We start from the raw sequence: 22,815 nt of genomic DNA, 5'->3' as shown, positions 1-22,815 counted from the left end.
TTGCCGTTGCGCTCGCAGCGCCGGCAGCCACGAGTTCACCATATACATACGCGGCACGGTCCGTATGAACGCCGCCCCAGAAGCAGCTTGAATTCAGGAGACAGAATGGAACGTCGTACCTTCCTCAACATCGGCACCATCGCCTTTGGCTCGATGCTGATCCCGGTGGCTGGCCGCGCAATCGCGGCCGAAGAGCTGCTCAATCCGATGGCCGCATCGGCGAAAAAGGCGCTGGCCGACATCGCGCTGAACGCCGCCACCAAGGCCGGCGCTTCCTACTGCGACGTGCGCATCGGGCGCTACCTGAACCAGTTCGTCACCACGCGCGACCTGAACGTCGAGAACGTCGTCAATACCGAATCGGCCGGCGTCGGCGTGCGCGTGATCGTGAATGGCGCCTACGGCTTTGCCGCCACCTCGGACATGACGAACGATGGCATCGCCGGCGCCGCGCGCCAGGCGGTAGCAATCGCGAAAGCCAACGCCAAGCTGCAGACCGAACCGGTGCAGCTGGCGCCGGTGAAGGGCGTGGGCGAAGTGGCCTGGGCCACGCCGATCAAGAAGGACTGGCGCACGGTGCCGATCAAGGACAAGGCCGACCTGCTGATCGCCGCCAACAAGGCCGGCATGGACGGCGGCGCCAACTTCATGCAGTCGATGCTGTTCCAGGTGAACCAGCAGAAGTACTTCGCCTCCACCGACGGCTCCTACATCGACCAGGACCTGCACCGCCTGTGGGCGCCGATGACGGCCACCGCGGTCGACAAGGCGACCGGCAAGTTCCGCTCGCGCGCCGGCCTGGGCGCCCCGGTCGGCATGGGCTACGAATACCTGGACGCGCGCCCCGAGCACAAGATCAAGGCCGCCGGCGGCGTCGCCACCCTGTACACCCAGTCCTACGACATCGTCGAGGACGCGCGCGCCGCCGGCCGCGACGCCAAGCGCAAGCTGACGGCGAAGTCGGTCACCCCGGGCAAGTACGACCTGATGCTGACGCCGGAACACCTGTGGCTGACCATCCACGAATCGGTGGGCCACCCGACGGAACTGGACCGCGTGCTCGGCTACGAAGCCAACTACGCCGGCACCAGCTTCGCCACGCTCGACAAGTGGCAGACCAAGAAATTCAAGTACGGCTCGGACCTGGTGAACATCGTCGCCGACAAGACCACCCCGGGTTCGCTCGGCGCGGTGGCCTACGACGATGAAGGCGTCAAGTGCAAGCAGTGGGACATCATCAAGGACGGCATCCTGGTCAACTACCAGGCCACGCGCGACCAGGCCCACATCATCGGCGAAAAGGAATCGCACGGTTGCTCGTATGCCGACTCGTGGAGCAACGTGCAGTTCCAGCGCATGCCGAACGTGTCGCTCGCCGCCGGCAAAAAGAAAATGACGCCGGACGAGATGGTCAAGAACATCAAGAAGGGCATCTACATCGTCGGCGACGGTTCGTTCTCGATCGACCAGCAGCGCTACAACTTCCAGTTCGGCGGCCAGCTGTACTACGAAATCAAGGACGGCAAGATCGGCGAGATGCTGGAAGACGTGGCCTACCAGGCGAACACCCAGGAATTCTGGAGCGCCTGCACGGCCCTGTGCGACGAGCGCGACTGGCGCATGGGTGGTTCCTTCTTCGACGGCAAGGGCCAGCCGCCGCAGATTTCCATCGTCTCGCATGGCGCCTCGACCGCGCGCTTCAACGGCATCAACGTGATCAACACCGCCCGCAAGATCGGTTAAGGAAACGCACATGACCATCCTGACCCAGGAACAAACCAAGCGCATCTGCGACCGCGTGCTGTCGCTGACCAAGGCCGACGAATGCATCGTCAGCATCGGCGGCAAACGCGCCGGCAACATCCGCTTCGCCCGCAACGCCGTCTCCACCGCCGGCCTGACCGACGACACGTCGATTACCGTGCGCGTCGCCTTCGGCAAGCGCCAGGGCACCGCCAGCATCAACGAGTTCGACGACAAGTCGCTCGAGCGCGTGGTGCGCCGCGCCGAGGAGCTGGCGCGCCTGGCGCCGGAAAATCCGGAGTTCATGCCGGCCGTGGCCAAGGCCGCGTTCAGGCAGTCGAACACCTTTGTCCAGAAGACCGCCGACATCGACCCCGAGATCCGCGCCCAGGCCGCCGCCTACAGCATCGAGGCCTGCCGCAAGCAGGGCCTGGTGGCTGCCGGCTTCCTGACCGACACCACCTCGTTCGAAACCATCGCCAACTCGAACGGCGTCTTCGGCCACCAGGTCCTGACCTCGCTCGACTTTACCTGCACCATCCGCACCGAAGACGGCCGCGGCTCGGGCTGGGTCAAGCGCTCGGCGCGCGACCTGGCGAAATTCGACCCGCGCGAAGCGGCCGACGTCGCCATCGAAAAGGCGCTGCGCTCGGTCGATGCCAAGGCACTGGAACCGGGCCGCTACACCGTGGTGCTGGAACCGGCCGCCACCAGCGATTTGCTCGCCTTTATGTTCAACGGCTTCGACGCGCGCCGCGCCGACGAAGGCCGCAGCTTCCTGTCCAAGGCCGGCGGCAAGAACCGCCTGGGCGACAAGCTGTTCGACGAGCAGGTGAACATCTGGACCGACCCATGGAACCCGGACGTGCCGGTGCTGCCGTGGGACGAATCCATGCGCGCGCGAGAACGCATCGACCTGATCAAGGGCGGCCGCGTGGCCTCGATGGACTACTCGCGCTACTGGGCCCAGCAAAAGGGCGTGCGCTCGATCGGCGGCGCCGGCAACTACATCATGGGCGGCACGGACAAGACCACGGCCGAACTGATCGCCAACACCAAGAAGGGCGTGCTGGTTACCCGTACCTGGTACATCCGCATGGTCGACCCGCAATCGGTGGCCCTGACCGGCCTGACCCGCGACGGCACTTTCTACATCGAGAACGGCAAGATCAAGCACCCGATCAAGAACTTCCGCTTCAACGAAAGCCCGGTGGCGCTGCTGAACAACATCGAGGAAATCGGCAAGCCGGTGGTGATCGGCGGCGACGAAGGCCCTGACCCGATGGTGATTCCGTCGATGAAGGTACGCGACTTCAACTTCACGTCGCTGTCGGACGCGGTGTAAGCAATAACGCAGGCCGACAGCCAATAACCGGTGATTGGCCTGTAGGGTGGACGGGTCCCCCGTCCACGCGTTCCACGCACATTTGCATATCGAATCGCACGCATCGAATCGCACGCATGGGCTGAACGCGTGGACGGCGAAGCCGTCCACCCTACAAACGCAACGGAGACACAATGGAACGACGTAGTTTTCTGAAAATCGGCGCCGGCACCGCTGGCGCCATGCTGGTCCCGGTATTCGGCAACGCCATCGCGGCCGAAGACCTGCTCAACCCGATGGCGCTGAGCTTCAAGAAATCCCTGGCCGACGCCGCCCTGAACGCCGCAACAAGCGCCGGCGCGTCCTACTGCGACGTGCGCATCGGCCGCTACCTGAACCAGTTCATCACCACGCGCGACCTGAACGTCGAGAACATCACCAACACCGAATCGACCGGCGTTGGCGTACGCGTGATCGCCGGCGGCGCCTACGGTTTCGCCGCCACCAACAGCATGCACCCCGACGCCGTGGCCGCTGCTGCGCGCCAGGCGGTAGCGATTGCCAAGGCCAACGCCAAACTGCAAACCGAGCCGGTGCAACTCGCGCCGGTGAAGGGCGTAGGCGAAGTCAGCTGGGCCACGCCGATCAAGAAGGACTGGCGCGCGGTGCCGGTGAAGGAAAAGGCCGACATGCTGATCGCCGCCAACAAGGCCGGCCTGGAGGCGGGCGCCAGCTTCATGACGGCGAACCTGTTCCAGATTAACCAGCAAAAGTATTTCGCTTCCACCGACGGTTCCTACATCGACCAGGACATCCACCGCCTGTGGGCGCCGATCACCGCCACCGCGGTTGACAAGGCCACCGGCAAGTTCCGCTCGCGCGGCGGCCTCGGTGCGCCGGTGAGCATGGGCTACGAATACTTCGACGTGCGCGCGCAAGACAAGGTACGCGCCGCCGGCGGCGTGACCACGCTCTACACCAAGTCCTACGACGTGGTCGAGGATGCGCGCCTGGCCGGCAAGCAGGCGCGCGAGAAGCTCAGCGCCAAATCCGTCGAACCCGGCAAGTACGACCTGGTGCTGGCGCCGGAACACCTGTTCCTGACCATCCACGAGGCGGTGGGCCACCCGACGGAGCTGGACCGCGTGCTCGGCTACGAAGCCAACTACGCCGGCACCAGCTTCGCCACACTCGACAAATGGCAGACCAAGAAATTCAAGTTCGGCTCCGAACGCGTGAACTTCATTGCCGACCGCACCACGCCAGGTTCGCTCGGCCTGATCGGCTACGACGACGAAGGCGTGCGCGCCAAGGAATGGGACATCATCAAGGACGGCGTGCTGGTGAACTACCAGGCCACGCGCGACCAGGCTCACATCATCGGCGAAAAGGAATCGCACGGCTGCTCGTATGCGGACTCGTGGAGCAGCGTGCAGTTCCAGCGCATGCCGAACGTGTCGCTCGCCGCCGGCAAGGCGCGCATGACGCCGGACGAAATGGTCGCCGACGTCAAGAAGGGCATCTACATCATCGGCCGCGGCTCCTACTCGATCGACCAGCAGCGCTACAACTTCCAGTTCGGCGGCACGCTGTTCTACGAGATCAAGAACGGCAAGATCACGAACCCGCTGGAAGACGTGGCCTACCAGTCGAACACCCAGGAATTCTGGAATGCCTGCAGCGCCATCTGCGACGAACGCGATTGGCGCATGGGCGGCTCCTTCTTCGACGGCAAGGGCCAGCCGAGCCAGGTCAGCGCGGTCTCGCACGGGTCGAGCACCACGCGCTTCAACGGCATCAATGTCATCAACACCGCACGCAAGATCGGTTGAGGAGAACACATGAAACAGCTGAACCAGGAAGAAGCAAAACGTATCTGCGACCGTGTCCTCTCGTTCTCGAAGGCAGACGAATGCAGCGTCGACATCAGCGGCAACCGCTCGGGCAACGTGCGCTTCGCGCGCAACAGCATCTCGACCGCCGGCCTGAACGAAGACATGACCCTCACCGTGCAGGTGGCGTTCGGTAAGAAATCGGGCATCGCCCAGCTGAACGAGTTCGACGACAAGTCGCTGGAGAAAGCGGTGCGAAGGGCAGAGGAGTTGGCGCGCCTGGCACCCGAGAACCCGGAGTTCATGCCGGCCATCGGCAAGCAGGAATACAAGGCCACGCCGACGTTCGTGCGTGCCACTGCCGACATCGACCCGGACTTCCGCGCGCAAGTGGCGGCCTACAGCATCGAGGAAGCGAAGAAGAACAAGCTGGTCACCGCCGGCTTCTTCAACGATAACACCCGCTTCAACGCGATTGCCAACTCGAACGGCGTGTTCGGCTTCCAGGAGATGACCGACCTCACCTACACCTGTACCGCGCGCACCGAAGACGGCCGCGGTTCGGGCTGGGTCAGCCGCGCCGCGGTCGATGCACGCCGCTTCGACGCGCGCGAGGCGGCCGGCGTCGCCATCGAAAAGGCGCTGCGTTCGGTCGACGCGAAAGCGCTGGAGCCGGGCCGCTACACCGTGATCCTGGAGCCGGCCGCGACCTCCGAAGTGCTGGGCAATATGTTCGGCTCCTTCAGCGCGCGCGACGCCGACGAAGGCCGCAGCTTCCTCACCAAGTCCGGCGGCAAGAACCGCCTGGGCGACAAGCTGTTCGACGAGCGCATCAACGTCTGGGCCGACCCGTGGAATCCGGACGTGCCAGTCATGCCTTGGGATGGCCAGACCGGCATGGCGCGCCAGCGCACCGACATCATCAAGAACGGCCGCATCGCCTCGCTCGAGTACTCGCGCTACTGGGCGCAGAAGCAGGGCGTGAAGCCGACTGCGGGCCACGGCAACATGATCATGGCCGGCGGCAGCAAGTCGCTGGAAGAACTGATCGCCTCGACGAAAAAGGGCGTGGTCGTCACCCGCACCTGGTACATCCGCATGGTCGACCCGCAGTCGCTGCTGATCACGGGCCTGACCCGCGACGGCACCTTCTACGTCGAGAACGGCAAGATCAAGTACCCGATCAAGAACTTCCGCTTCAACGAAAGCCCGGTCACCCTGCTCAACAACGTCGACGAGCTGGGCAAGCCCGAGGTGATCGCGCCGGACGAAGTGCCGTACCAGATGATCCTGCCGCCGATGAAGGTGCGCGACTTCAACTTCACTTCGCTGTCCGACGCGGTGTAGATCGCATCAAGAGATGATCCGGTACGATTTTTACTTCACGCGCCTGATGTACGAGTCGGGCGACTGGGACGTGGATATCCGCATGCCCAGTAACGTGCTCAATTCGCTGGTCGAGTACACCACCCTGAAGGTGGACCCGGCCGAGCGGATGGTGTCGCTGTCCGACCCGAAGATGCTCGAAGCCCCGTTCTGCTACCTGGCGGGGCACAAGCTGGTGCAGTTCACCCCGGCCGAGCGCAAGAACTTCGAGCGCTACGTGAAGGGCGGCGGCTTCGTCTTCGTGGACGACTGCAACCACGACATCGACGGCCTGTTCGCGAAGTCGTTCGAGGCCGAAATGGCGAAGATCTTCGGGGCCACGGCCTTGAAGAAGATCCCGAATAACCATCCGGTGTATTCGAGCTTCTTCAAGTTCGACGGCCCGCCGAATACCTCGGTGGAGCTGAACGGCTGGGGCGACGACCTGGTGCACGAATACCTGAAGGCGATCGAGATAGGCGGGCGCGTGCGCGTGCTGTACTCGAACAAGGACTATGGCTGCGAGTGGGACTACGACTTCCGTAACAAGCGTTTTCTCGCGGTCGACAATACCCGCTTTGCGGTGAACATCATTCAATATGCGTTAGGGGCTTGAGCAGTGGCTGAACAAGATGCGGTAGCGTGGAATGAAGTGGAAGTGGCAAGCCTGGTGGCCAAGACCGCCGCACTGAAGGCAAGCATGGGCCGGGTGATCATCGGCCAGGAAAACGTGGTCGAACTCCTGATCACCTGCCTGCTGGCCGGCGGCCATGCGCTGGTCGAGGGCGTGCCGGGCCTGGGCAAGACCCTGCTGGTGAAGTCGCTGGCCCAGGCCACCGACATGCAGTTCCGCCGGGTGCAGTTCACGCCCGACCTGATGCCCTCGGATATCGTCGGCACCGAGATCCTGGAAGAAGACGCGGCGACCCGCCAGCGCTCCTTCCGCTTCCAGCCCGGCCCGGTGTTCACGCAAGTGCTGCTGGCCGACGAGATCAACCGCGCACCGCCCAAGACCCAGTCGGCCCTGCTGGAAGCGATGCAGGAACGCTCGGTTACCTTCGCCGGGCATACCCATGCGTTGCCGCGCCCCTTCTTCGTGCTGGCCACGCAGAACCCAATTGAACAGAGCGGTACCTATCCGCTGCCGGAAGCCCAGCTCGACCGCTTCCTGCTGCGCATCGACGTGGTCTATCCGACCGAGGACGAAGAAGTGATGATGGTGGCGGCCACCACCCGCTCGAGCCTGCAGGATGCCGAAGCGGCGATGGACGTGGCCACGCTCTTGCGCCTGCAGCAGCTGGTGCGCGACATCGAGATCGGCGACCACCTGGTGCGCTATGCCACGCGCCTGGTGCGCGCCACGCGGCCGCAGGAAACGACGGTGGCCGCGGTGAAGAAGCACGTCGGCTGGGGCGCCGGCCCGCGCGCCGGGCAGGCGCTGGTGCTGGCCTCGAAGGCGCGCGCCGTGATGCAGGGCCGCCTGGCCGTGACGCGCGACGATATTGGGGCCATGCTGCTGCCGGTGCTGGCGCACCGCGTCGTGCGCAACTTCGAGGCCGAAGCCGACGGTGTGGCGATGGCCGACATCCTGCAGGCGCTGCAACGCGAGATCAAGGTCGACTGAATTGGCTGTTGAATGGCATCGATAAGCTCGGCGCTGATCGCGCACACGACCAACCTCGACCTCGTCATCCGCCACGTGCTGGCCGGGCTGGGGCAGGGCATCCACGCCGGCCGCGAGCGCGGCTCCGGCGTCGAGTTCTCCGAATACCGGGCCTATGCGCCGGGCGACGAATGGCGCCGCGTCGACTGGAAGCTGCTGGCGCGCGCCGACCGCTACTACGTGCGCGAGGCCGAGCGCGACAGCCACGTGGCGCTGTGGCTGGTGCTGGACGCCAGCGCCTCGATGATGGAGCCGAGCCGCAGCATTCCCGGGCTCGATAAACTCGCCTATGCGCGTACCCTGCTCGCCTGCGTGGCGGCGATCGCCCAGCGCCAGGGCGATGCCTTCGGGCTGGTGGTGTTGTCCGGTGGCCGCGTGCAGTTCACGCCCGCCGCGCGTGGTCCGCGCCAGTTGCAGCGCGTGCTGGCGCGATTGAACGCGGCGCAGGCCGAAGGCGCATTGCCGGACGCCGCCGCGCTGAAATCCGGCCTGCGCTTTGCCCAATCGCCGTCGCTGGTGTTCGCCGCCAGCGACTTCCTCGATTTTCCTTCTCCCTTGTCGGAAGCGCTGCTGCGCCTGCGTCACATGCGCCACGACGTGCGCCTGGCCTGCATCCAGACCGAGGCCGAGTGCACGGGCGGCTTCGCCGCGGACCCGGCTTACCGCGACCCCGAGATGGACGCCGGCGTGTTCCGTTTCGGCGCCGACCTGCGCGAAGGCTACCTGCGCAACCGCGAGGCCCACTTCGCCACCGTGACGGCGGCCTGCCGCGCCGGCGACGTGCCGCTGGTGCATGCGCGTATCGAACAGGCGCCCGGTGACGTATTGCGGCAATGGCTGCGCCAGGCGGGTAAACGATGAACAGTTTGTGGTGGCTGGCTTTACCGACCTTGCTGCTGCCAATCTGGTGGCATCGCAAGAAGCGCGTCCAGGTTGCGGCGGAACCCCTGGCCAGTGCGCGCTTCCTGCCACGCACCGAACCGCGCCAGATGCGCGTGTGGCGCTGGGCCGACGTGATCCTGATGATCGTGCGTTGCCTGCTGCTGGCCTGCCTGATCGCCTGGCTGGCCGACCCCGTGCTGCCGTGGCGCGGGAATACCGTCGTCGTGGCGGAAGGTACGGACGCCGCCTGGGTCGAGCAGCAGGCCGCGCAGGCCGGCTTGGAGGATGCAGCGCGCCTGCCGCTTCCCGCAGCCGAGGCCCTGGGCTGGGTCCGCGCCCATGAGCGCGAATGGAAACCGGACGCGCGCCTGTTGGTGCTAGGCGATATCCCAATGCCGGCCACGCTGCCCCAGTTCCGCCACGCGCTCGAACTGCGCACGCTGGCCAAACCCGCCGCACCGCGCGAGGTACACGTGGCCATCGTCAGCGAGCGGGCAGGCGAATGGCGCCGCATGTTCGCCGCCCTGGACGGCCCCTTGCGCGCCGTGTTCGACGCCGCGCCGGGCGCGAAAACCGAATTGATCGTCTGGGACAAGCCGGAAGCGCCGCCGCCATCGATGCGTGCGCCGCTGTGGTGGGCCGCGAATGCGGCGGCCTTCCCCGAGTTGGCCAAGGCCCCCGGCGTGGACGGCATCCGCTATGCCGGCAGTGCGCACGGCCGTCTCTGGACATCAAGTGCCTGGCCGCCGGCCGACCCGGCTGCCGCGCGCCGCCTGCTGGAAACCTGGCGCAGCCTGCATTACGCGCCACTGCCCCATACGGCGCCCGCACACCGCTTCGCCGCATCGAACGTGCCGGCAACGCAGCATGCCGACGGTGCGCTGCGCGATTTCCTGATGATGGCGCTGGTCGCCCTGTTTGCTCTCGAGAGGACCTTGACCCATGCACGCCGACGCTGACATCGCCGGGCGCATCTGGCGTGCCGCGCTGCTGCGGCGCCTGCCGCTGTGGGTACTGGGCGCCTTGCCCTGGCTGTCGCTGCGCCTGCTGCCGGGCCTCCTGGCCTGGGTGGCCTGGTGCATGTGGGACGGCGCGCGCCTGCGCCAGCGCGTATCGCATGGCTGGGTGAGCTGGCTCGACGCCGATGTGCCCGAGCTGGAAGACAGCAGCGCCTTATTGGTCGATGCCGACACGCCGCTGGCCAGGCTGCAGCGCGAGCGCCTGCTGGCGCGCATCGCCGAACGCCTCGACGCGCGCACGGTGCGCGCCATCGTGCGCCGTCACGTGGACATGGGCCTGAGCTGGCTCGCGCCCTGGCTGGTGTTTGCCGCCATCGTCTGGTACTTCGGCCAGCAGGGCAGCGCAGCACAGCCGGCAGCGCCAGGCGCAGCGGTGCCGGCTGCCAGGGCGGCCGTGATCCCGCAACTGACCCTTACCGCCATCCCGCCGTCGTACACCGGCCTTGCGCGCAGCGAAGGCGCACCGCGCCACCTCGAACTGCCGGAGGGGAGCAAGCTCACCTGGTGCCTGAAGAATCTTGATGCCGGCCAGACCATCCTCGAACTGAGCGATGGCCGCACCCTGAACGTGGGCGGCAAATGCGCGGAGCTGACCGCCACCGAATCCCTGTTCTGGCGCTGGCGCGGCGCGCGCTACACGCTGAAGGTGACGCCGGATGCGCCACCGCAGATCACGGTCTCGCAACCAACCCAGATGATCCAGGAACTCAAGCCTGAAGCGAAGAGCGCGGCCATGGCATTGACGGTGCGCGACGACTACGCCGTGCGCCGCGCCACCCTGCACCTGACCCTGGCGCGCGGCAGCGGCGAGAACATCAAGTTCACCGACAGCGAAATGCCGATCCCGACGTCGAAGGACCCGCGCGTGCGCAATTGGTCGAAACAATGGACCCTGGCGGACCTGGGCATGGAGCCGGGCGACGAGCTGTACTTCTTTGTGCGTGCCGTCGACAATGCCGCCAGGCCGCACACCGTGCAGTCGCCGACCTATACCCTGCGCCTGCCCGCGCCGGAACAGGACGAAGAAGAACAGACCTCGGCCATGCCGATGCTGGTCAAGCCGCAGAGCCTGCGCAGCCAGCGCCAGATCATCATCGATACCGAGCAGCTGATCGCCGACATGAAGGCGACCCGCATGAACGCGGGCGAAGTACGCGAGCGCAGCGAGGCGATTGCCGCCGACCAGGCCCAGCTGCGCCGCCGCTACGGCCAGTTCCTGGGCGAGGAGTCGACGCTGTTCGGCGGCGAGGAAGAGCACGACGACCACGACGACCACGCTGCACCGGGTAAACCACTGGACGTGCTGCACGAATTCGGCCATGCCCACGACGAAGCCGAGAACGCGACGATGTACGACGAGGGAACGAAAAAAATCCTGCGCCGTGCGCTGGTAGCGATGTGGGATGCCGAAAAGGCCCTGCGCGCCATCACCCCGAAAACCGCGCTGGCGCCCGAACTCAAGGCCCTGGAAGCGATCAAGGAATTGCAGCAGGCCGACCGCATCTACCTGCACAAGACCGCCTTCGTGCCGCCGCCGATCAAGGAAGAAATCCGCATGACGGGCGACGTGGTCGGCGCGGCCAGCTACCGGCGCGAGCAGGGCGAGGCCCAGGATGCGATCCCGCTGCCGCTGCGCGAGCTGGTGACGGCCTTGTCGAGCGAAGGACCGCTGCCCGCCCTGTGGACGCGCACCGCCCACGACTGGGTGCGCGAGCGCCTGGCTGACGACGAACAGCGCCTGGCCGCCCAGCGCGCGGTCCAGGACGTGGCGGACGGCTGCCTGCGCTGCCGTCCGGCCCTGCGCGCCTGGCTGCGCGCCGGCATTGCGCAGGCGCCGGTGATCCTGCAAGCGAAACCGGTGGCGCAGACGCCGTTCACCCGCGCGTGGAGCAAAGGAGGGCCGAAGTGAGTATCGAACTGCGCGCAGCCATTCTCATCGTCGGCGCCATCAGCCTGCTGCTGTACCTGTGGCGCCGCCGCCCTCTTGACGCGCTGCTGGCCGCGATTGCCACCGGCGCGCTGTTCCTGCTGGCCACGGGCTGGAAGCTGCCCGGCGAGCTGGGCACCACCCTGGCGATCGACCCGACGAAACCGCCCACGACGCTCGACGGCGTGCGTGCCCTGACCCTGGAAGGCGACGGCCTGCGCGCCGCGCAATGGCAGGACCTGCCGGCGCGGCCCTTGTCCTGGACGCCGCCCACGTCGGAAACGCTGCGCCTGGACTTCCCGCGCCAGCTGCCGCTGGGCCGCATGTTCACGCTCACCGTGCAGCGCACCGCGAAGACGCCGGCACGTTTGCAGCTGCTGGCCGAGAATGGCCAGGTGCTGGCCGAAGCGCGCGGCGATGGCGCGCTTACCGTCGACTGGCTGCCGCCGCTGGCCGAAACCCTCGATTTAAAGGCGCGCCTGCTCGATGCGGGAGGCAAGCTGGTGGCCGAAGGTCCGGTGCCGGTGGTCGTCAGCGCAACGCCGCCGCTGCAGGTGCGTGGCCGCTTCAGCGCGCCATCGTTCGATTTGCGCGTGCTGAACGAACTCTTGGGAAGCAGCCATGCCGTGATCGACTGGCAGGTGGCGCTCGGTAAAACCGTCACCCGTAGCGAAACCGCGCGCGAGAAGATGGACAAGCCTGGCCTGCTGCTGATCGACGCCGCCTGGTTCGAGCGCGCATCCGGCGCCGCGCGCAGCGCCTTGCTGGACGAAGTGAAGCAGGGCGCCGCGCTGCTGGTCCTGGGCGGGAACGCCAACGACAGCGCGGTCTGGTCGCGCAGCGTGCAGCTCGCGCTGCATGCGCAGCCGGCCGATGCGACAGTCGGCTCGCTGGCCTTGACGGCGGCGCCCCTGAACCCGGCTGGCGCACAGGCCGGCGCATGGAGCGGCAAGGACGCCGTGTGGGCGCGTGCCTGGGGCCAGGGCCGCATCGGCTGGCTCGGCGCCGCCGACTGGCACCGCCAGGCGATTGCGCAGCCGCGCGCGCTGGCGTTGTGGTGGCAGGGCGTGCTCGATACGCTCGGCGTGCAGCGCATCGAGGAAGTGCACTGGCTCGATCCGCAGGAAATGCCGCTGCCGGGCCAGCGTGTGGAAGTCTGCGCACAGGGCGTAACGGGTAAGGTCCGCTTCCCGGCCCTGGACCACACCCTGGCCTGGCAGCACCGCAGTGATCGCGTCGACGCGTCGTGCGTGGCCGTGTGGCCGCGCCAGGCGGGCTGGCTGCGCATGGAAACGCAGGGCGCCAAGCCGGCGGTGGGGCAGGTCTACGTGTATGCACCGGGCGACTGGCCGCAGTGGCAGGCCGCCGAGCGGCACGACGCTACGGCCCGCTATGCGGCGCGTACGCCGGTGGCGGCCGAACAAACCCGGGGCACGCTGCCCGGCTGGCCGTTCGGCCTCGTGTTCGCGCTGGCCATGCTCGGCCTGTGGTGGCGCGAGCGGCGCTGACCGCGTCGTGACAATCCGTGCATTTCGCAGCGACGGATTTCACTACACTGGTGGTTCCGTCCGCGATTGGAACACCATGGCAGACCTGAACAGCCCGGCCGCCCTTGCACTGGCGCAGACGATCGGTACCGCACTCGAACTGGCCAGTGCCGGCAAGCCGTATGTCGACGTGATCCGGCACCTGGGCACCATGCCCGAGCACCACCGCGACTACCTGATGTCGGGCGAGCGCGACGGCACGCTGGAGGCGTCGTCGCCCTTGTTCGACGAGATCCACTTTTCGCTGGATACGCCCGGCACCTCGCCCGAGGCCCGCATCGTGACCCTTGAGTTCATTTCCGAACCCGGCGCCTTTGACTTCCACGATTTGCGCGAGGCGTTCGGCGAATGGCGCCGCTCGCCGCCGGAACCGGAAGAAGTGGCGTTCGCGGTGGCCTGGTTCATCCGCTACGACGTGCGGGGCGGCGCGCCGTTCTCGCTGTGCGCCGAATACGGGGAATACAACGCGGCGATCGACCCTGGCCGGACGCCCGACCGGGTGGTTTTCCAGCCCGGGGACGGGCGCTGGGACTAAGCGAGCCTGACGATACCTGTTACTTGACCAGATGGGATAAGCTCATACCCTGAGCTATACGAATGGCCTGCTATCGGCCCAGAAGCGGACGTTCACGGCATCCCTAACCAGCTTATCCTGATCGCAAAGACGGTTGCCTCATGTCTAACGAAACGTTGATTGCACGTATCGAAGGTTCCTTACAGGACTTAAGATCGGACAAGATTTCTGCATGTTTGTTTGCGAGAATTATTGAAAGCAATGGAAGTGCTTTAGAGGGAATGCCCTATGTGCTTATTCAGGAAATGAAAAGGCTTGCAGGCGAAATCCACATCGCAGAGTGGTATGACGAGGACGGTTTTTCTCCAGAGCTAGAACCACTTCTGGTTCAAACAGAACATTGGCTCTCCTTGCTGCCCCGGAATATATAACGCGTCTTTGCGGTTGCAAGATGTCTGCTTTGGTCGATAGTGGACGTCCATCCCCGCAGTCCAAGCATGAAGAGTGCGGCCGTGTTTATAGCCGAGTCATGCCATGGCCCACGCACTTCTTCCGAAAACCTTTAGGCATCTATCGCAGCTTGTCTCCGGGCTCATCAACAACTGCCGCAGGGCTTCGCTCACGTAGCAATGATCACACCATGGCGTGGGATGACGAAAAGACGTGGAGGATGGCGGCGGATCGTGGAGCGTACCTCAGGTTCGATAGCCTCGTTTCGAGGGCTACGCATCCGACACGAACGAAGAGCAGACATACATCAGACGTTCCTTTGGCCCGCTTGCCCGCTCATCCGTTGCCGGTATGGCGAACGGTCTTGCCAGGCGTTCTCAGGCCGGGCGGCGCATTCGTTCCACAAGAAGGCCTGAAGCCAGCCGCGAACTAGCCCGTCGCCGCCATCACCGGCGCCGGCGTCACCAGCTGCAGGCTGGCGCCCGTACCCGCACCAGTACCGCCGCCGCTGCCCCGCAGTGGCACGACCGCCCCATCGAACTGATACCCTTCGGCGTCATGCATCTCCCACGCGCCGTCGCCCAGCAGACGCAGCACGTGGGTATGGTGGCGCAGCACGGCGGCGCGGTGGGCGATGCTGATCAGGGTGGTGCCGTTCGCGCGCAGGCGCGCATACAGCGAGGCTTCGTTGCCGCTGTCGAGCGCGCTGGTCGCTTCGTCGAGGATGACGATGGATGGCCGGTGCACCAGCACGCGGGCAAAGGCCAGGCGCTGCTGTTCGCCGACCGACAGCAGCTTTTCCCAGTCCTGCACGGCGTCCAGGCCGCCGACGCGCGCGGCCAGGTGCGGGAGGTGCGCCTGGTCCAGGATCTCCAGCAGCTCGGCGTCGCCCAGGCTGGACGTGCCGCTGGGGTAGAGCAGCTGGCTGCGCAGGGTGCCGGCCTGCAGGTAGGGCTGCTGCGGCAGGAAGAAACAGCTTTCCAGCGGCGGATGCTGGATGGTGCCGCTGCCCGTGTTCCACAGGCCCGCAATCGCGCGCAGCAGCGAACTCTTGCCGCAGCCGCTGTCGCCGGTGATCAGCAAGGCGTCGCCGGGCTTGAGGACCAGGTTCAGCTCGCGGATCAGCACCCGTTCCGATTGCGGCGGATGCAGCGTCAGCGCTTCCAGTGCCAGGTGCTCGCCGGGGCGCATGCGGATGCGCGGATGTCCGCCGGCGGCGGGCGCTTCAGGCGCCGCACCGGGCAGCACCAGCGCCGACAAGCCCTGCAGGCGGTCGATGCCGGCCACGAAGCGGCTCAGGCTTTCGAAGTTGTCGACGATGACGCCGACCGCCGTCAACACCGCGGTGAACGCACCGGCCGCCTGCACGGCGCGGCCCACTTCCAGCTCGCCCGACAGCACGCCTTGGGCCAGGATGATAAAGGGCAGCACCAGGGTGAGCTGGCTGAAGGTGCGCTGGAACAGGTTCAGCGAGCACTGCTTGCGGATCAGGCGCGCGAAATTCTGGATCACGCTGTCGAACTTGCCGTCGATGTGGGCGCGCTCCTGCGCTTCGCCGCGGTAGAAGGCGATCGACTCGGCGTTCTCGCGCAGGCGGATCAGGCTGAAACGGAAATCCGCTTCGCGCCGCAGCTGCCAGAAGTTCAGCTGGATCAGCGGATTGCCGAAGACGTAGAGGGCGATGACGGTCCCGGTCAGCGCATACACCGCCAACACGCCGACCAGCACCTGCGAGATCGACCACAGTACGGTACTGAAAGCGACCAGCTGCATGATCGAGCCGAGGAAGATCAGCAGGAAGTGGATCGAGCGGCCGGTGAAGGTGTTGATGTCTTCGCTGATGCGCTGGTCGGGGTTGTCGATCTCGCAGTTGGCGCCGAGCGCGTAGTACTTGCGCTCCTTCAGGTAGCCGTCGAGGAAGCGGCCGGTGAGCCAGCGCCGCCACTGGTTGGCGAAGCGGTCGCGCATGTAGTAATAGAAGGCGTACACCGGCACCGCAAAGGCCAGCACCAGCAGGCAGGCCCGCACCGATGTCCAGAAGCGGTCGCCGTTCCTGCCCGCCAGCGCCGAGGTCATTTCGCCGGCCTGGTCGTTGAGCATGACGGCGAGCTTGGTCTCGACCAGCATCAGCACGATCAGGAGCAGCAGCAGGAACCATGCCGTGCGCTTTTGATCCCCCTGCCAGTAGGGTTTTGCCACATTCACGAACTGCTTCCATGCAGCGAGCGACAGGCCGGCGGTGCGCAGCTTGTCGCCGGATGACGCCGGGTCCGGGTTGGTTCCGATGTCGCTGCTGGCGGAGGTGGGCGTCTTCATGATATTCGCTTACGGTGTGCGTCAGGACCCCAGCATACGACTGCCAACCTGCCCGTTCGGTGCGGAAACAAACACAGTAAGTACGGCGCGCCCGACACGACGTGGGCGGGACGCTGCGCTCAGCCTTGCGCCGGCCGCGCACGCGCGCCGTCATGCTGCGCGGGCTGGCAGCCGGCGCGTTCGAACAGCGTCCAGCTTCCCTCTTTTGCCACCGCGCGCGGCGCGCAGTCGGCGCCGTCGAAGAGCGTGGCGGGCAGGGGCGCCGTATGCCTGACGACGATGTAGCGATACGGATCGAGCGGGTATTTGCGCGCGCTGAAGTTGTGCCCCCGGATACCCTCCCGCACCGCCGGGAGACGGTCCGGCTGGAAGCGCACCATCTGCGGCGGGAACCAGGCAAAATTGAAGTCGACCAGTCCCTGTTTGTCCGCCTGGTACCAGGTGGCGTAATGGCGGTAGGGGAGGTCGAGGTTCGCCTGTTCGCTGCGGTCATCGAAGGTCAGCGCCAGTATCCGCTGCTTCGGTTCCATCGCCGCCAGCACGGTCTCGAAATCCCTGGCTTCCTTCGCGAAGCGCCACATCTCCAGCGAATGGCAGCCCAGCGCCAACCACACGCCCCCCACCAGCACCACGGACCCCAGCTTCGGCAGAGCGCGCGTGCGTGGCGCAGCAGCAGCGGCCGGACGCATCAGGAACGCCAGCGCATAGGCCGGCAGGAAAAACACTGCGAAACGCTGGTAGACGTAGGCGGTGCTGATCATCGTGCTCGGCACGAGAAACTGGATGAACAACACGATGGCCAGTGGAATCCAGGTGGCTGGGTGGTGGCGGTCGATGCGCAAGCCGAGCAGCCAGGGCGCCGCCAGCATGGCCAGCACCGCCACGCCGAGTACGAGCTTGGGCGTGTAGTAGTCGCCGATCGCATTCGCCAGCAGCCGGGGCAGGCGCATGACGCTGATGTCCCAGAATACCTGCAGTTTGCCGTGGGTCCAGTATTCCGACTGGATCCGGATGCTGACCAGGTACAGCAAGACGCAGGCGATGCCGGGCACGACCAGCGGCCAGGCGCCGCGTAGCCAGCGCTTCACCCATGCGCCGCCGCCGGCGTGGACGCGGACCGTGTACAGGCAGCCGGACACGATGATGCCGAATACAAAAGCCAGTCCGTGCGACAGCAGCAGCGCCAGCCCGACCAGCATGGCCGCGACGCCCCTTTGTACCGTGCGCCGCTGCGCATAGCGGTCCATCGCCAGCACGAACAGGATGACCACCGGCGTCGACACCAGGAAGGTATAGAAACCCCAGCTGTAGGCAAAGCCGAAGAAAACGGGGAGGAACAGCCAGTCGAGACGCGGGTCGGCACCGAAATGGGCGCGCAGGCGCGTCCCCAGCAGCACGAAGGCGGCATACGCCGCCGACAGGACGACTTGCAGGGCGGCGCCGACCGGCATGATGAAACTCAGCGGCAAGGCCAGCCCGTAGCCGATCAGGTAAGGGGTCCAGAAATTGAGCCGGAAGAGGTCGGACCAGGGCGAGACGCCGGCGACCAGGTCGCGCAGCAAGGCGACCTGGCCCGCATGTTGCGGCAGGTCGATCAGGGGCGGGCGGGGCGCGATCCAGAAGATCGCGATACCCCACAGCAGGCTGGCCAGGAATAGCCAATGCATGAAGGAGTTGCGGGAAGGGGTGTTCGGTAGCGCGCCTGCCATGTGCATCCCAAGTGGTATGAATATCTTTTCGAGCCTAATGCCCGCTATACAAATTGTAAATATTTTAATAAGAACGTTGGTTCAGCATGGCTGGAAATACACGCCGGCCGAGTTTGTGGCAATTGCCAACATTACTACTTTGCGTATTTATTTTCTTTTAACGATAGCATAAAGTTGCTATCTTGTAATTAAGACAGGCAAGCGAAAGGTGTGCAATGGCGACAAGGAGGGAAATGTGTCGTGGAGCTGCAGCGGCGAAGGGATCGTGCCGAAGGCGCTGCCGGCCGAGTGCCAGCCAGCCCCCGGGGTGCGGCGCTTATTTAGCGCTTACTTTGGCCATTACCTGGCCATTACCTGGCCATTACCTGGCCATTACTCGGCCTGGTCGCGCATCCACTCCTTCAGGCCATTCACCCAGTCCTTGGCCGGCAGGTTGTAGCGCCGCTTGATCTCGCCGGCACGCTCGTAGAGCACGGCGAAGTCGATCTGCGGCGCGTCCTTAAAGGCGATCACCACGATGTTCGCGTCGTGCACCTCAGGCAGCCAGACCACGGCATCGAACACCTCGCGCATTGCGTCCAGGTTCTTGTCGTAGCTGGCGAAGTCGCCGAACACGTTGGTGGTCATGATGCCGTTCGGCGCCAGGCAGTCGAAGCAGCCCTGATAGAACTCCGGCGTGTCGAGCACCGGGCCGCGCGCTTCCTCGTCGTACAAATCCACCTGCAGCACATCGACCTGGCCACAATTCGCCGGGTCGAGCACGAAGTCGAGGGCGTTCATTTCGCGTACGTCCAGGCGGTCGTCGTTCGGCGGCAGCTCGAACAGCGCGCGGCAGATGGCGATCACGTTCGGATTCAGTTCGGCCGCCGTCACGCGCGCGTCCGGAAAGCGGCGGTGGCAGAACTTGGTCAGCGCCGCGCTGCCCAGGCCCAGCTGCACGATGTGGCGCGGCGCATCCAGGAACAGCAGCCAGGCCATCATCATCTGTACGTATTCCAGCTCGATCGCATCCGGCCGCGCAATGCGCATCGCACCCTGTTCCCAGGAGGTGCCCAGGTGCAGCGAGCGCACGCCCTCGAATTCCGTGATGGTGGCGGGCGGGTGGCCCGGCTGGGCGAAACGGGGATCGAAGGGAAGCGGCTTGGACATGGCGAGGCGTTCGGCGGTGAAGGCCGATCTTACCAGAGCGCCGCGCCTGGCCGTATCAAGGCGTGCCGTTGCGGCCGTACAGGCGGCAGCCTGCGCGTTCGTCGAGTTTTCCGAGCCAGGCCGCGACGTGCGGATAATTGGGGCGCGCCATCGGCGTCATCAGCCAGCGGTTGGCGGACAGGCCCAGCACGATGTCGGCCAGCGTGAAATCAGGACCGGCCGCCCAGGCGCCGGTCTGGCCCAGCTGGGCGTCGAGGATGCCCATGTGGCTGTTCCAGCTGGCGCTGCTGGCGTCGATCTGCCCCGCGTCGGTGTGGGCGGGACTGCGGCGCACCAGCGCCATGAAAGCGTAGCGCCAGGCGGTGTTCAGTTCCGCGGCCTGCCAGTCCATCCATTGTTCAACCCTGGCGCGCGGGCCGGCCTCGTGCGGCAGCAGGGCTGCGCCATCGTACCGGGTGCACAGGTAGCGGCAGATCGTGTTCGATTCCCACAGCGCCAGGTCGCCGTCGACCAGCACCGGCACCATGCGGTTCGGGTTGAGGGCGGCATGCGCGGCGTCGTTCCACTCTTCGCGCTCGAAGGGCAGGCCGAGTTCGGCGCAGGTCCAGAGCACCTTGCGCACGTTGATCGAGGTGGCTTTTCCGACTATCTTCAGCATGCAGCGCTCCGTGTGAACCGTTCAGGTAGGGAGGATCATGGTCACCGCCAGCCCGCCGCCTTCGCGGTTGGCCAGCAGCACGCGTCCGCCGTGGGCCTCGGCGATCTCGCGCACCAGCGCCAGGCCCAGACCGGTGCCGCTGCGCTTGGTGGAATAGAAGGGCACCAGGGCGTTGGTCAGCACCGCCTCGCTCATGCCGCTGCCGCGGTCGGCGACATCGATGCGCAGCAGGTCCTGGCCGCGCCGCACCTGCAGTTCCACGTCCTCCGGCGGCGAGCCCGATTCGTGCGCATTCTTCAGCAAATTCAGCAGGGCCTGCTCCATCTGGGCGCGGTCGAAGCGGGCCGGCTCCTCGGGCAAGTCTCCCACCACGCGCAAGCTCACCTGGGCCTGCAAATGCGCCACCAGCTCGGGCCAGGCGCAGGCGTCGATACGCGGCGCCGGCAGCTTGGCAAAGCGCGCGTAGCCGAGGATGAAGCTTTCCAGGTGGCGGGTGCGTTCGCCGATGGTTTCCAGGATCATCGGCAGGCGCTCGGTCTGTCCGCGCCGTACGAGCTCGGCCCCGGAGTGGGCCAGCGAGGCGAGCGGCGCCAGCGAGTTGTTGATCTCGTGGCTGATCACGCGGATCACCTTCTTCCAGGTCTGCACTTCCTGGCGCCGCAGTTCGGCCGTCAGGTGGCGCAGCAGCAGCAGTTCGTGCTTGCGCCCGTTCAGGCTGAAGTGGCTGCGCGCCAGGTGGTACACCTCTTCGTCTTCGCCTTCGCCGGCCGTGAACAGCCCGTCGCCGCCGCGCGCCAGCGCTTCGCGCAAGGCGGGAATGGCGTCGTCCAGCAGGGCTTCCAGGCGGTGGCCTTCGAGCTTGCGGCCCGCGGCCAGCAGCTGGCGCGCAGCCAGGTTGGCATACACCACGGTGCCGGCGCGCTGGGGCAGGTCGGCCACCAGCAGCATCGCCACGGGCGTGTTCTGCACCATGGTGTCGAGCAGCAGCTCGCGCTGCACCAGGTCGCGGCGCTGCTCGCGCAGCACGTCGCCCAGCGCATTGTGCGAGGCCACCAGGTCGGCCAGTTCGTCGTTGCGGGGCCAGTGCAGGCTGAAGGAAAAGTCGGCATCGCGGTAGCTGGTAACGGTGCCCTCGAGTGCCCGGAACAGCGACAGGATGGGCTGCACCTGGGCGCGCACCGTGATGATGGACAGCGGCACCACGCAGGCCAGGCATAGCACGAACACCAGCAGCGGGCGGCCCGGCAGGAAGTAATCCAGCGCCAGCGCGATCAGGATGCCGAGCGCGAGCAGGGTGCCGACCAGGGCCGAGAAGCGGGTGACGAGGGACAGGCGCATCGCGGTGGCCGGCGAATCAGGCGCCGCGCGCGATGCCGAGGCGTTCCATGCGCCGGTACAGGGCCTGGCGCGACAGGCCAAGCTCGGCGGCGGCCTGCGAGACCACGCCGCCGGCGCGCGCCAGGGCGGCGGCGATGGCGTCGCGGTCCGGTTCCGCTTCGAGCGCCGGCGCCGCCGTTGCCGCAGCTGTAGCAGCAGCCGGCAGGCCGAGGTCGGCCACGCGTATCAGGTCGCCCTGGGCCAGCAGGTTGGCGCGCGCCATCACGTTCTTCAGTTCGCGCACGTTGCCGGGCCAGGCGTGGGCCAGCAGCGCGCTTTCCGCGCCGCGCTCGAGGCGCTTGCCCGGCGCCAGGAAGCTGGTAGCCAGCGGCAGGATGTCGCCCGGGCGCGCGGCCAGCGGCGGCAGGCGCAGCTCGATCACGTTCAGGCGGTAGAACAGGTCTTCGCGGAAGGTGCCGAGCCGGATCATCGCCGCCAGGTCGGCGTTCGTGGCGCTGATTACGCGCACCTTCACCTGGCGCTCGCGGTTCGAGCCGAGGCGCTCGAAGCGCCCGGTCTCGAGCACGCGCAGCAGTTTCATCTGACCGGCGAGCGGCAGGTTGCCGATCTCGTCGAGGAACAGGGTGCCGCCGTCGGCCGCCTCGAACTTGCCTTCGCGCGCCCGGGAGGCGCCGGTATAGGCGCCGGCGTCGGCGCCGAACAGCTCGGCCTCGATCAGTTCCGAGGGCAGGGCGCCGCAATTGAGCACCACGAAGGGGCCGTCCCTGACCTGGGAATTGGCCTGGATGATCTCGGCGATGCGTTCCTTGCCGGTGCCGTTCGGACCGGTGATCAGCACCGGGACGTCGGCGCGCGCCACCTGGCAGGCCAGCTGCAACACACGCTCGGTGGCCGGGTCGGCCCAGACCAGGCCGCGCAAGTCGTACTGGTTTTCCAGTTCGCGCCGTTCGCGCCGCTCGCGCCCTACGCGCTGGGCCAGCGCGCGGTTCGCCTGGCCGAGTTCGACCAGGTTGGTGACCGTGGCCAGCAAACGTTCGTCGTTCCAGGGCTTGGGCAGGTAGTCGGCGGCGCCGGCTTTTACCAGGTCGACCGCCGCATCGAGGTGGGTCCAGGCGGTGAGCAGGATCACCGGCAAATCGGGATGATGCGCCCGGATCTGCCGGAACAGGGCCACGCCTTCTTCGCCGGAGGTGGTGTCGGCGCTGAAGTTCATGTCCTGGATCACCAGGTCCACTGGTTCGCGGGCGAGGATCGCCAGCCCTTCCTCGGGCGAAGCCGCATGCAGCGCCGCGATGTCGTGCAGCGAGAACAGCACGTCGAGGGCGACGCCGACGGCGGCGTTGTCGTCAATGATGAGTACAGTGGGCATGGGCGTCAGG

The 22,815-nt window shown here is 66.3% G+C and carries 18 protein-coding genes; 12 read left to right on the top strand and 6 right to left on the bottom strand.

Annotated features, from left to right (window positions below; translation table 11 throughout):
- Positions 1-105 precede the first annotated feature (105 nt).
- The 12 genes from ACWYRN_RS06715 to ACWYRN_RS06660 all read left to right on the top strand — a co-directional run bounded on the left by ACWYRN_RS06715 (position 106) and on the right by ACWYRN_RS06660 (position 14,247).
- Positions 106-1,743 carry a TldD/PmbA family protein gene (locus tag ACWYRN_RS06715; protein WP_488691697.1) on the top strand — a complete coding sequence of 546 codons (1,638 nt, stop codon included), beginning with the start codon at positions 106-108 and terminating at the stop codon, positions 1,741-1,743.
- A 10-nt stretch (positions 1,744-1,753) separates the two neighbouring features.
- Positions 1,754-3,088: a TldD/PmbA family protein gene (locus ACWYRN_RS06710; protein ID WP_229439545.1), complete on the top strand. Its 1,335-nt coding sequence runs from the start codon at positions 1,754-1,756 to the stop codon at positions 3,086-3,088.
- A 173-nt stretch (positions 3,089-3,261) separates the two neighbouring features.
- On the top strand, positions 3,262-4,899 hold the full coding sequence (locus ACWYRN_RS06705) for a TldD/PmbA family protein (RefSeq protein ID WP_488691696.1): 1,638 nt from the start codon (positions 3,262-3,264) through the stop codon (positions 4,897-4,899).
- A 9-nt stretch (positions 4,900-4,908) separates the two neighbouring features.
- Positions 4,909-6,246 (top strand): TldD/PmbA family protein, encoded by a 1,338-nt coding sequence (locus tag ACWYRN_RS06700; RefSeq protein WP_488691695.1) that lies wholly within the window; start codon positions 4,909-4,911, stop codon positions 6,244-6,246.
- 13 nt (positions 6,247-6,259) lie between these two features.
- A complete protein-coding gene (locus ACWYRN_RS06695) occupies positions 6,260-6,880 on the top strand; it encodes a DUF4159 domain-containing protein (RefSeq protein ID WP_488691694.1) in 621 nt (206 codons plus the stop codon).
- Between the two features lie 3 nt (positions 6,881-6,883).
- Entirely contained in the window at positions 6,884-7,888 is a 1,005-nt protein-coding gene (locus ACWYRN_RS06690; protein ID WP_488691693.1) for an AAA family ATPase, read from the top strand.
- A 12-nt stretch (positions 7,889-7,900) separates the two neighbouring features.
- A complete protein-coding gene (locus ACWYRN_RS06685; protein WP_488691692.1) occupies positions 7,901-8,788 on the top strand; it encodes a DUF58 domain-containing protein in 888 nt (295 codons plus the stop codon).
- A complete protein-coding gene (locus ACWYRN_RS06680; RefSeq protein ID WP_488691691.1) occupies positions 8,785-9,768 on the top strand; it encodes a BatA domain-containing protein in 984 nt (327 codons plus the stop codon). Before ACWYRN_RS06685 ends, ACWYRN_RS06680 begins: the two co-directional genes overlap by 4 nt.
- Entirely contained in the window at positions 9,752-11,737 is a 1,986-nt protein-coding gene (locus tag ACWYRN_RS06675; protein ID WP_488691690.1) for a hypothetical protein, read from the top strand. The genes ACWYRN_RS06680 and ACWYRN_RS06675 overlap by 17 nt, the downstream gene beginning before the upstream one ends.
- Positions 11,734-13,263 carry a hypothetical protein gene (locus ACWYRN_RS06670; protein WP_488691688.1) on the top strand — a complete coding sequence of 510 codons (1,530 nt, stop codon included), beginning with the start codon at positions 11,734-11,736 and terminating at the stop codon, positions 13,261-13,263. The genes ACWYRN_RS06675 and ACWYRN_RS06670 overlap by 4 nt, the downstream gene beginning before the upstream one ends.
- A 76-nt stretch (positions 13,264-13,339) precedes the next feature.
- Entirely contained in the window at positions 13,340-13,837 is a 498-nt protein-coding gene (locus tag ACWYRN_RS06665) for a hypothetical protein (protein WP_488691687.1), read from the top strand.
- 140 nt (positions 13,838-13,977) lie between these two features.
- A complete protein-coding gene (locus tag ACWYRN_RS06660; protein ID WP_488691686.1) occupies positions 13,978-14,247 on the top strand; it encodes a hypothetical protein in 270 nt (89 codons plus the stop codon).
- Between the two features lie 448 nt (positions 14,248-14,695).
- On the opposite strand, the gene ACWYRN_RS06655 is transcribed toward ACWYRN_RS06660, so the two are convergent.
- The 6 genes from ACWYRN_RS06655 to ACWYRN_RS06630 form a co-directional block, all read right to left on the bottom strand.
- Positions 14,696-16,582, bottom strand: coding sequence for an ABC transporter ATP-binding protein/permease (locus ACWYRN_RS06655; protein ID WP_488691685.1), 1,887 nt, complete (start codon positions 16,580-16,582; stop codon positions 14,696-14,698).
- A gap of 119 nt (positions 16,583-16,701) precedes the next feature.
- The gene (locus tag ACWYRN_RS06650; protein WP_488691684.1) at positions 16,702-18,249 is read right to left on the bottom strand and encodes a hypothetical protein; all 1,548 of its coding nucleotides are present in this window, start codon (positions 18,247-18,249) and stop codon (positions 16,702-16,704) included.
- Positions 18,250-18,663: 414 nt separating this feature from the next.
- Positions 18,664-19,440 (bottom strand): spermine/spermidine synthase domain-containing protein, encoded by a 777-nt coding sequence (locus ACWYRN_RS06645; RefSeq protein WP_488691683.1) that lies wholly within the window; start codon positions 19,438-19,440, stop codon positions 18,664-18,666.
- 55 nt (positions 19,441-19,495) lie between these two features.
- Positions 19,496-20,098, bottom strand: a complete 603-nt coding sequence (locus ACWYRN_RS06640; RefSeq protein WP_488691682.1) for a glutathione S-transferase family protein — start codon at positions 20,096-20,098, stop codon at positions 19,496-19,498.
- A gap of 21 nt (positions 20,099-20,119) precedes the next feature.
- On the bottom strand, positions 20,120-21,436 hold the full coding sequence (locus ACWYRN_RS06635; RefSeq protein ID WP_488691681.1) for a sensor histidine kinase: 1,317 nt from the start codon (positions 21,434-21,436) through the stop codon (positions 20,120-20,122).
- A gap of 16 nt (positions 21,437-21,452) precedes the next feature.
- Entirely contained in the window at positions 21,453-22,805 is a 1,353-nt protein-coding gene (locus ACWYRN_RS06630) for a sigma-54-dependent transcriptional regulator (protein ID WP_488691680.1), read from the bottom strand.
- Between the last annotated feature and the right edge of the window lie 10 nt (positions 22,806-22,815).

The sequence above is a fragment of the Massilia sp. BAP21 genome (assembly GCF_057801335.1).
This window is presented reverse-complemented; position numbering and strand designations above follow the sequence as displayed.

Coding starts and splice junctions, on each gene's coding strand:
- ACWYRN_RS06715 (WP_488691697.1), top strand. CDS start 106: ATGGAACGTCGTACCTTCCTCAACATCGGCACCATCGCCTTTGGCTCG.
- ACWYRN_RS06710 (WP_229439545.1), top strand. CDS start 1,754: ATGACCATCCTGACCCAGGAACAAACCAAGCGCATCTGCGACCGCGTG.
- ACWYRN_RS06705 (WP_488691696.1), top strand. CDS start 3,262: ATGGAACGACGTAGTTTTCTGAAAATCGGCGCCGGCACCGCTGGCGCC.
- ACWYRN_RS06700 (WP_488691695.1), top strand. CDS start 4,909: ATGAAACAGCTGAACCAGGAAGAAGCAAAACGTATCTGCGACCGTGTC.
- ACWYRN_RS06695 (WP_488691694.1), top strand. CDS start 6,260: ATGATCCGGTACGATTTTTACTTCACGCGCCTGATGTACGAGTCGGGC.
- ACWYRN_RS06685 (WP_488691692.1), top strand. CDS start 7,901: ATGGCATCGATAAGCTCGGCGCTGATCGCGCACACGACCAACCTCGAC.
- ACWYRN_RS06680 (WP_488691691.1), top strand. CDS start 8,785: ATGAACAGTTTGTGGTGGCTGGCTTTACCGACCTTGCTGCTGCCAATC.
- ACWYRN_RS06675 (WP_488691690.1), top strand. CDS start 9,752: ATGCACGCCGACGCTGACATCGCCGGGCGCATCTGGCGTGCCGCGCTG.
- ACWYRN_RS06665 (WP_488691687.1), top strand. CDS start 13,340: ATGGCAGACCTGAACAGCCCGGCCGCCCTTGCACTGGCGCAGACGATC.
- ACWYRN_RS06660 (WP_488691686.1), top strand. CDS start 13,978: ATGTCTAACGAAACGTTGATTGCACGTATCGAAGGTTCCTTACAGGAC.
- ACWYRN_RS06655 (WP_488691685.1), bottom strand. CDS start 16,582: ATGAAGACGCCCACCTCCGCCAGCAGCGACATCGGAACCAACCCGGAC.
- ACWYRN_RS06650 (WP_488691684.1), bottom strand. CDS start 18,249: ATGCATTGGCTATTCCTGGCCAGCCTGCTGTGGGGTATCGCGATCTTC.
- ACWYRN_RS06645 (WP_488691683.1), bottom strand. CDS start 19,440: ATGTCCAAGCCGCTTCCCTTCGATCCCCGTTTCGCCCAGCCGGGCCAC.
- ACWYRN_RS06640 (WP_488691682.1), bottom strand. CDS start 20,098: ATGCTGAAGATAGTCGGAAAAGCCACCTCGATCAACGTGCGCAAGGTG.
- ACWYRN_RS06635 (WP_488691681.1), bottom strand. CDS start 21,436: ATGCGCCTGTCCCTCGTCACCCGCTTCTCGGCCCTGGTCGGCACCCTG.
- ACWYRN_RS06630 (WP_488691680.1), bottom strand. CDS start 22,805: ATGCCCACTGTACTCATCATTGACGACAACGCCGCCGTCGGCGTCGCC.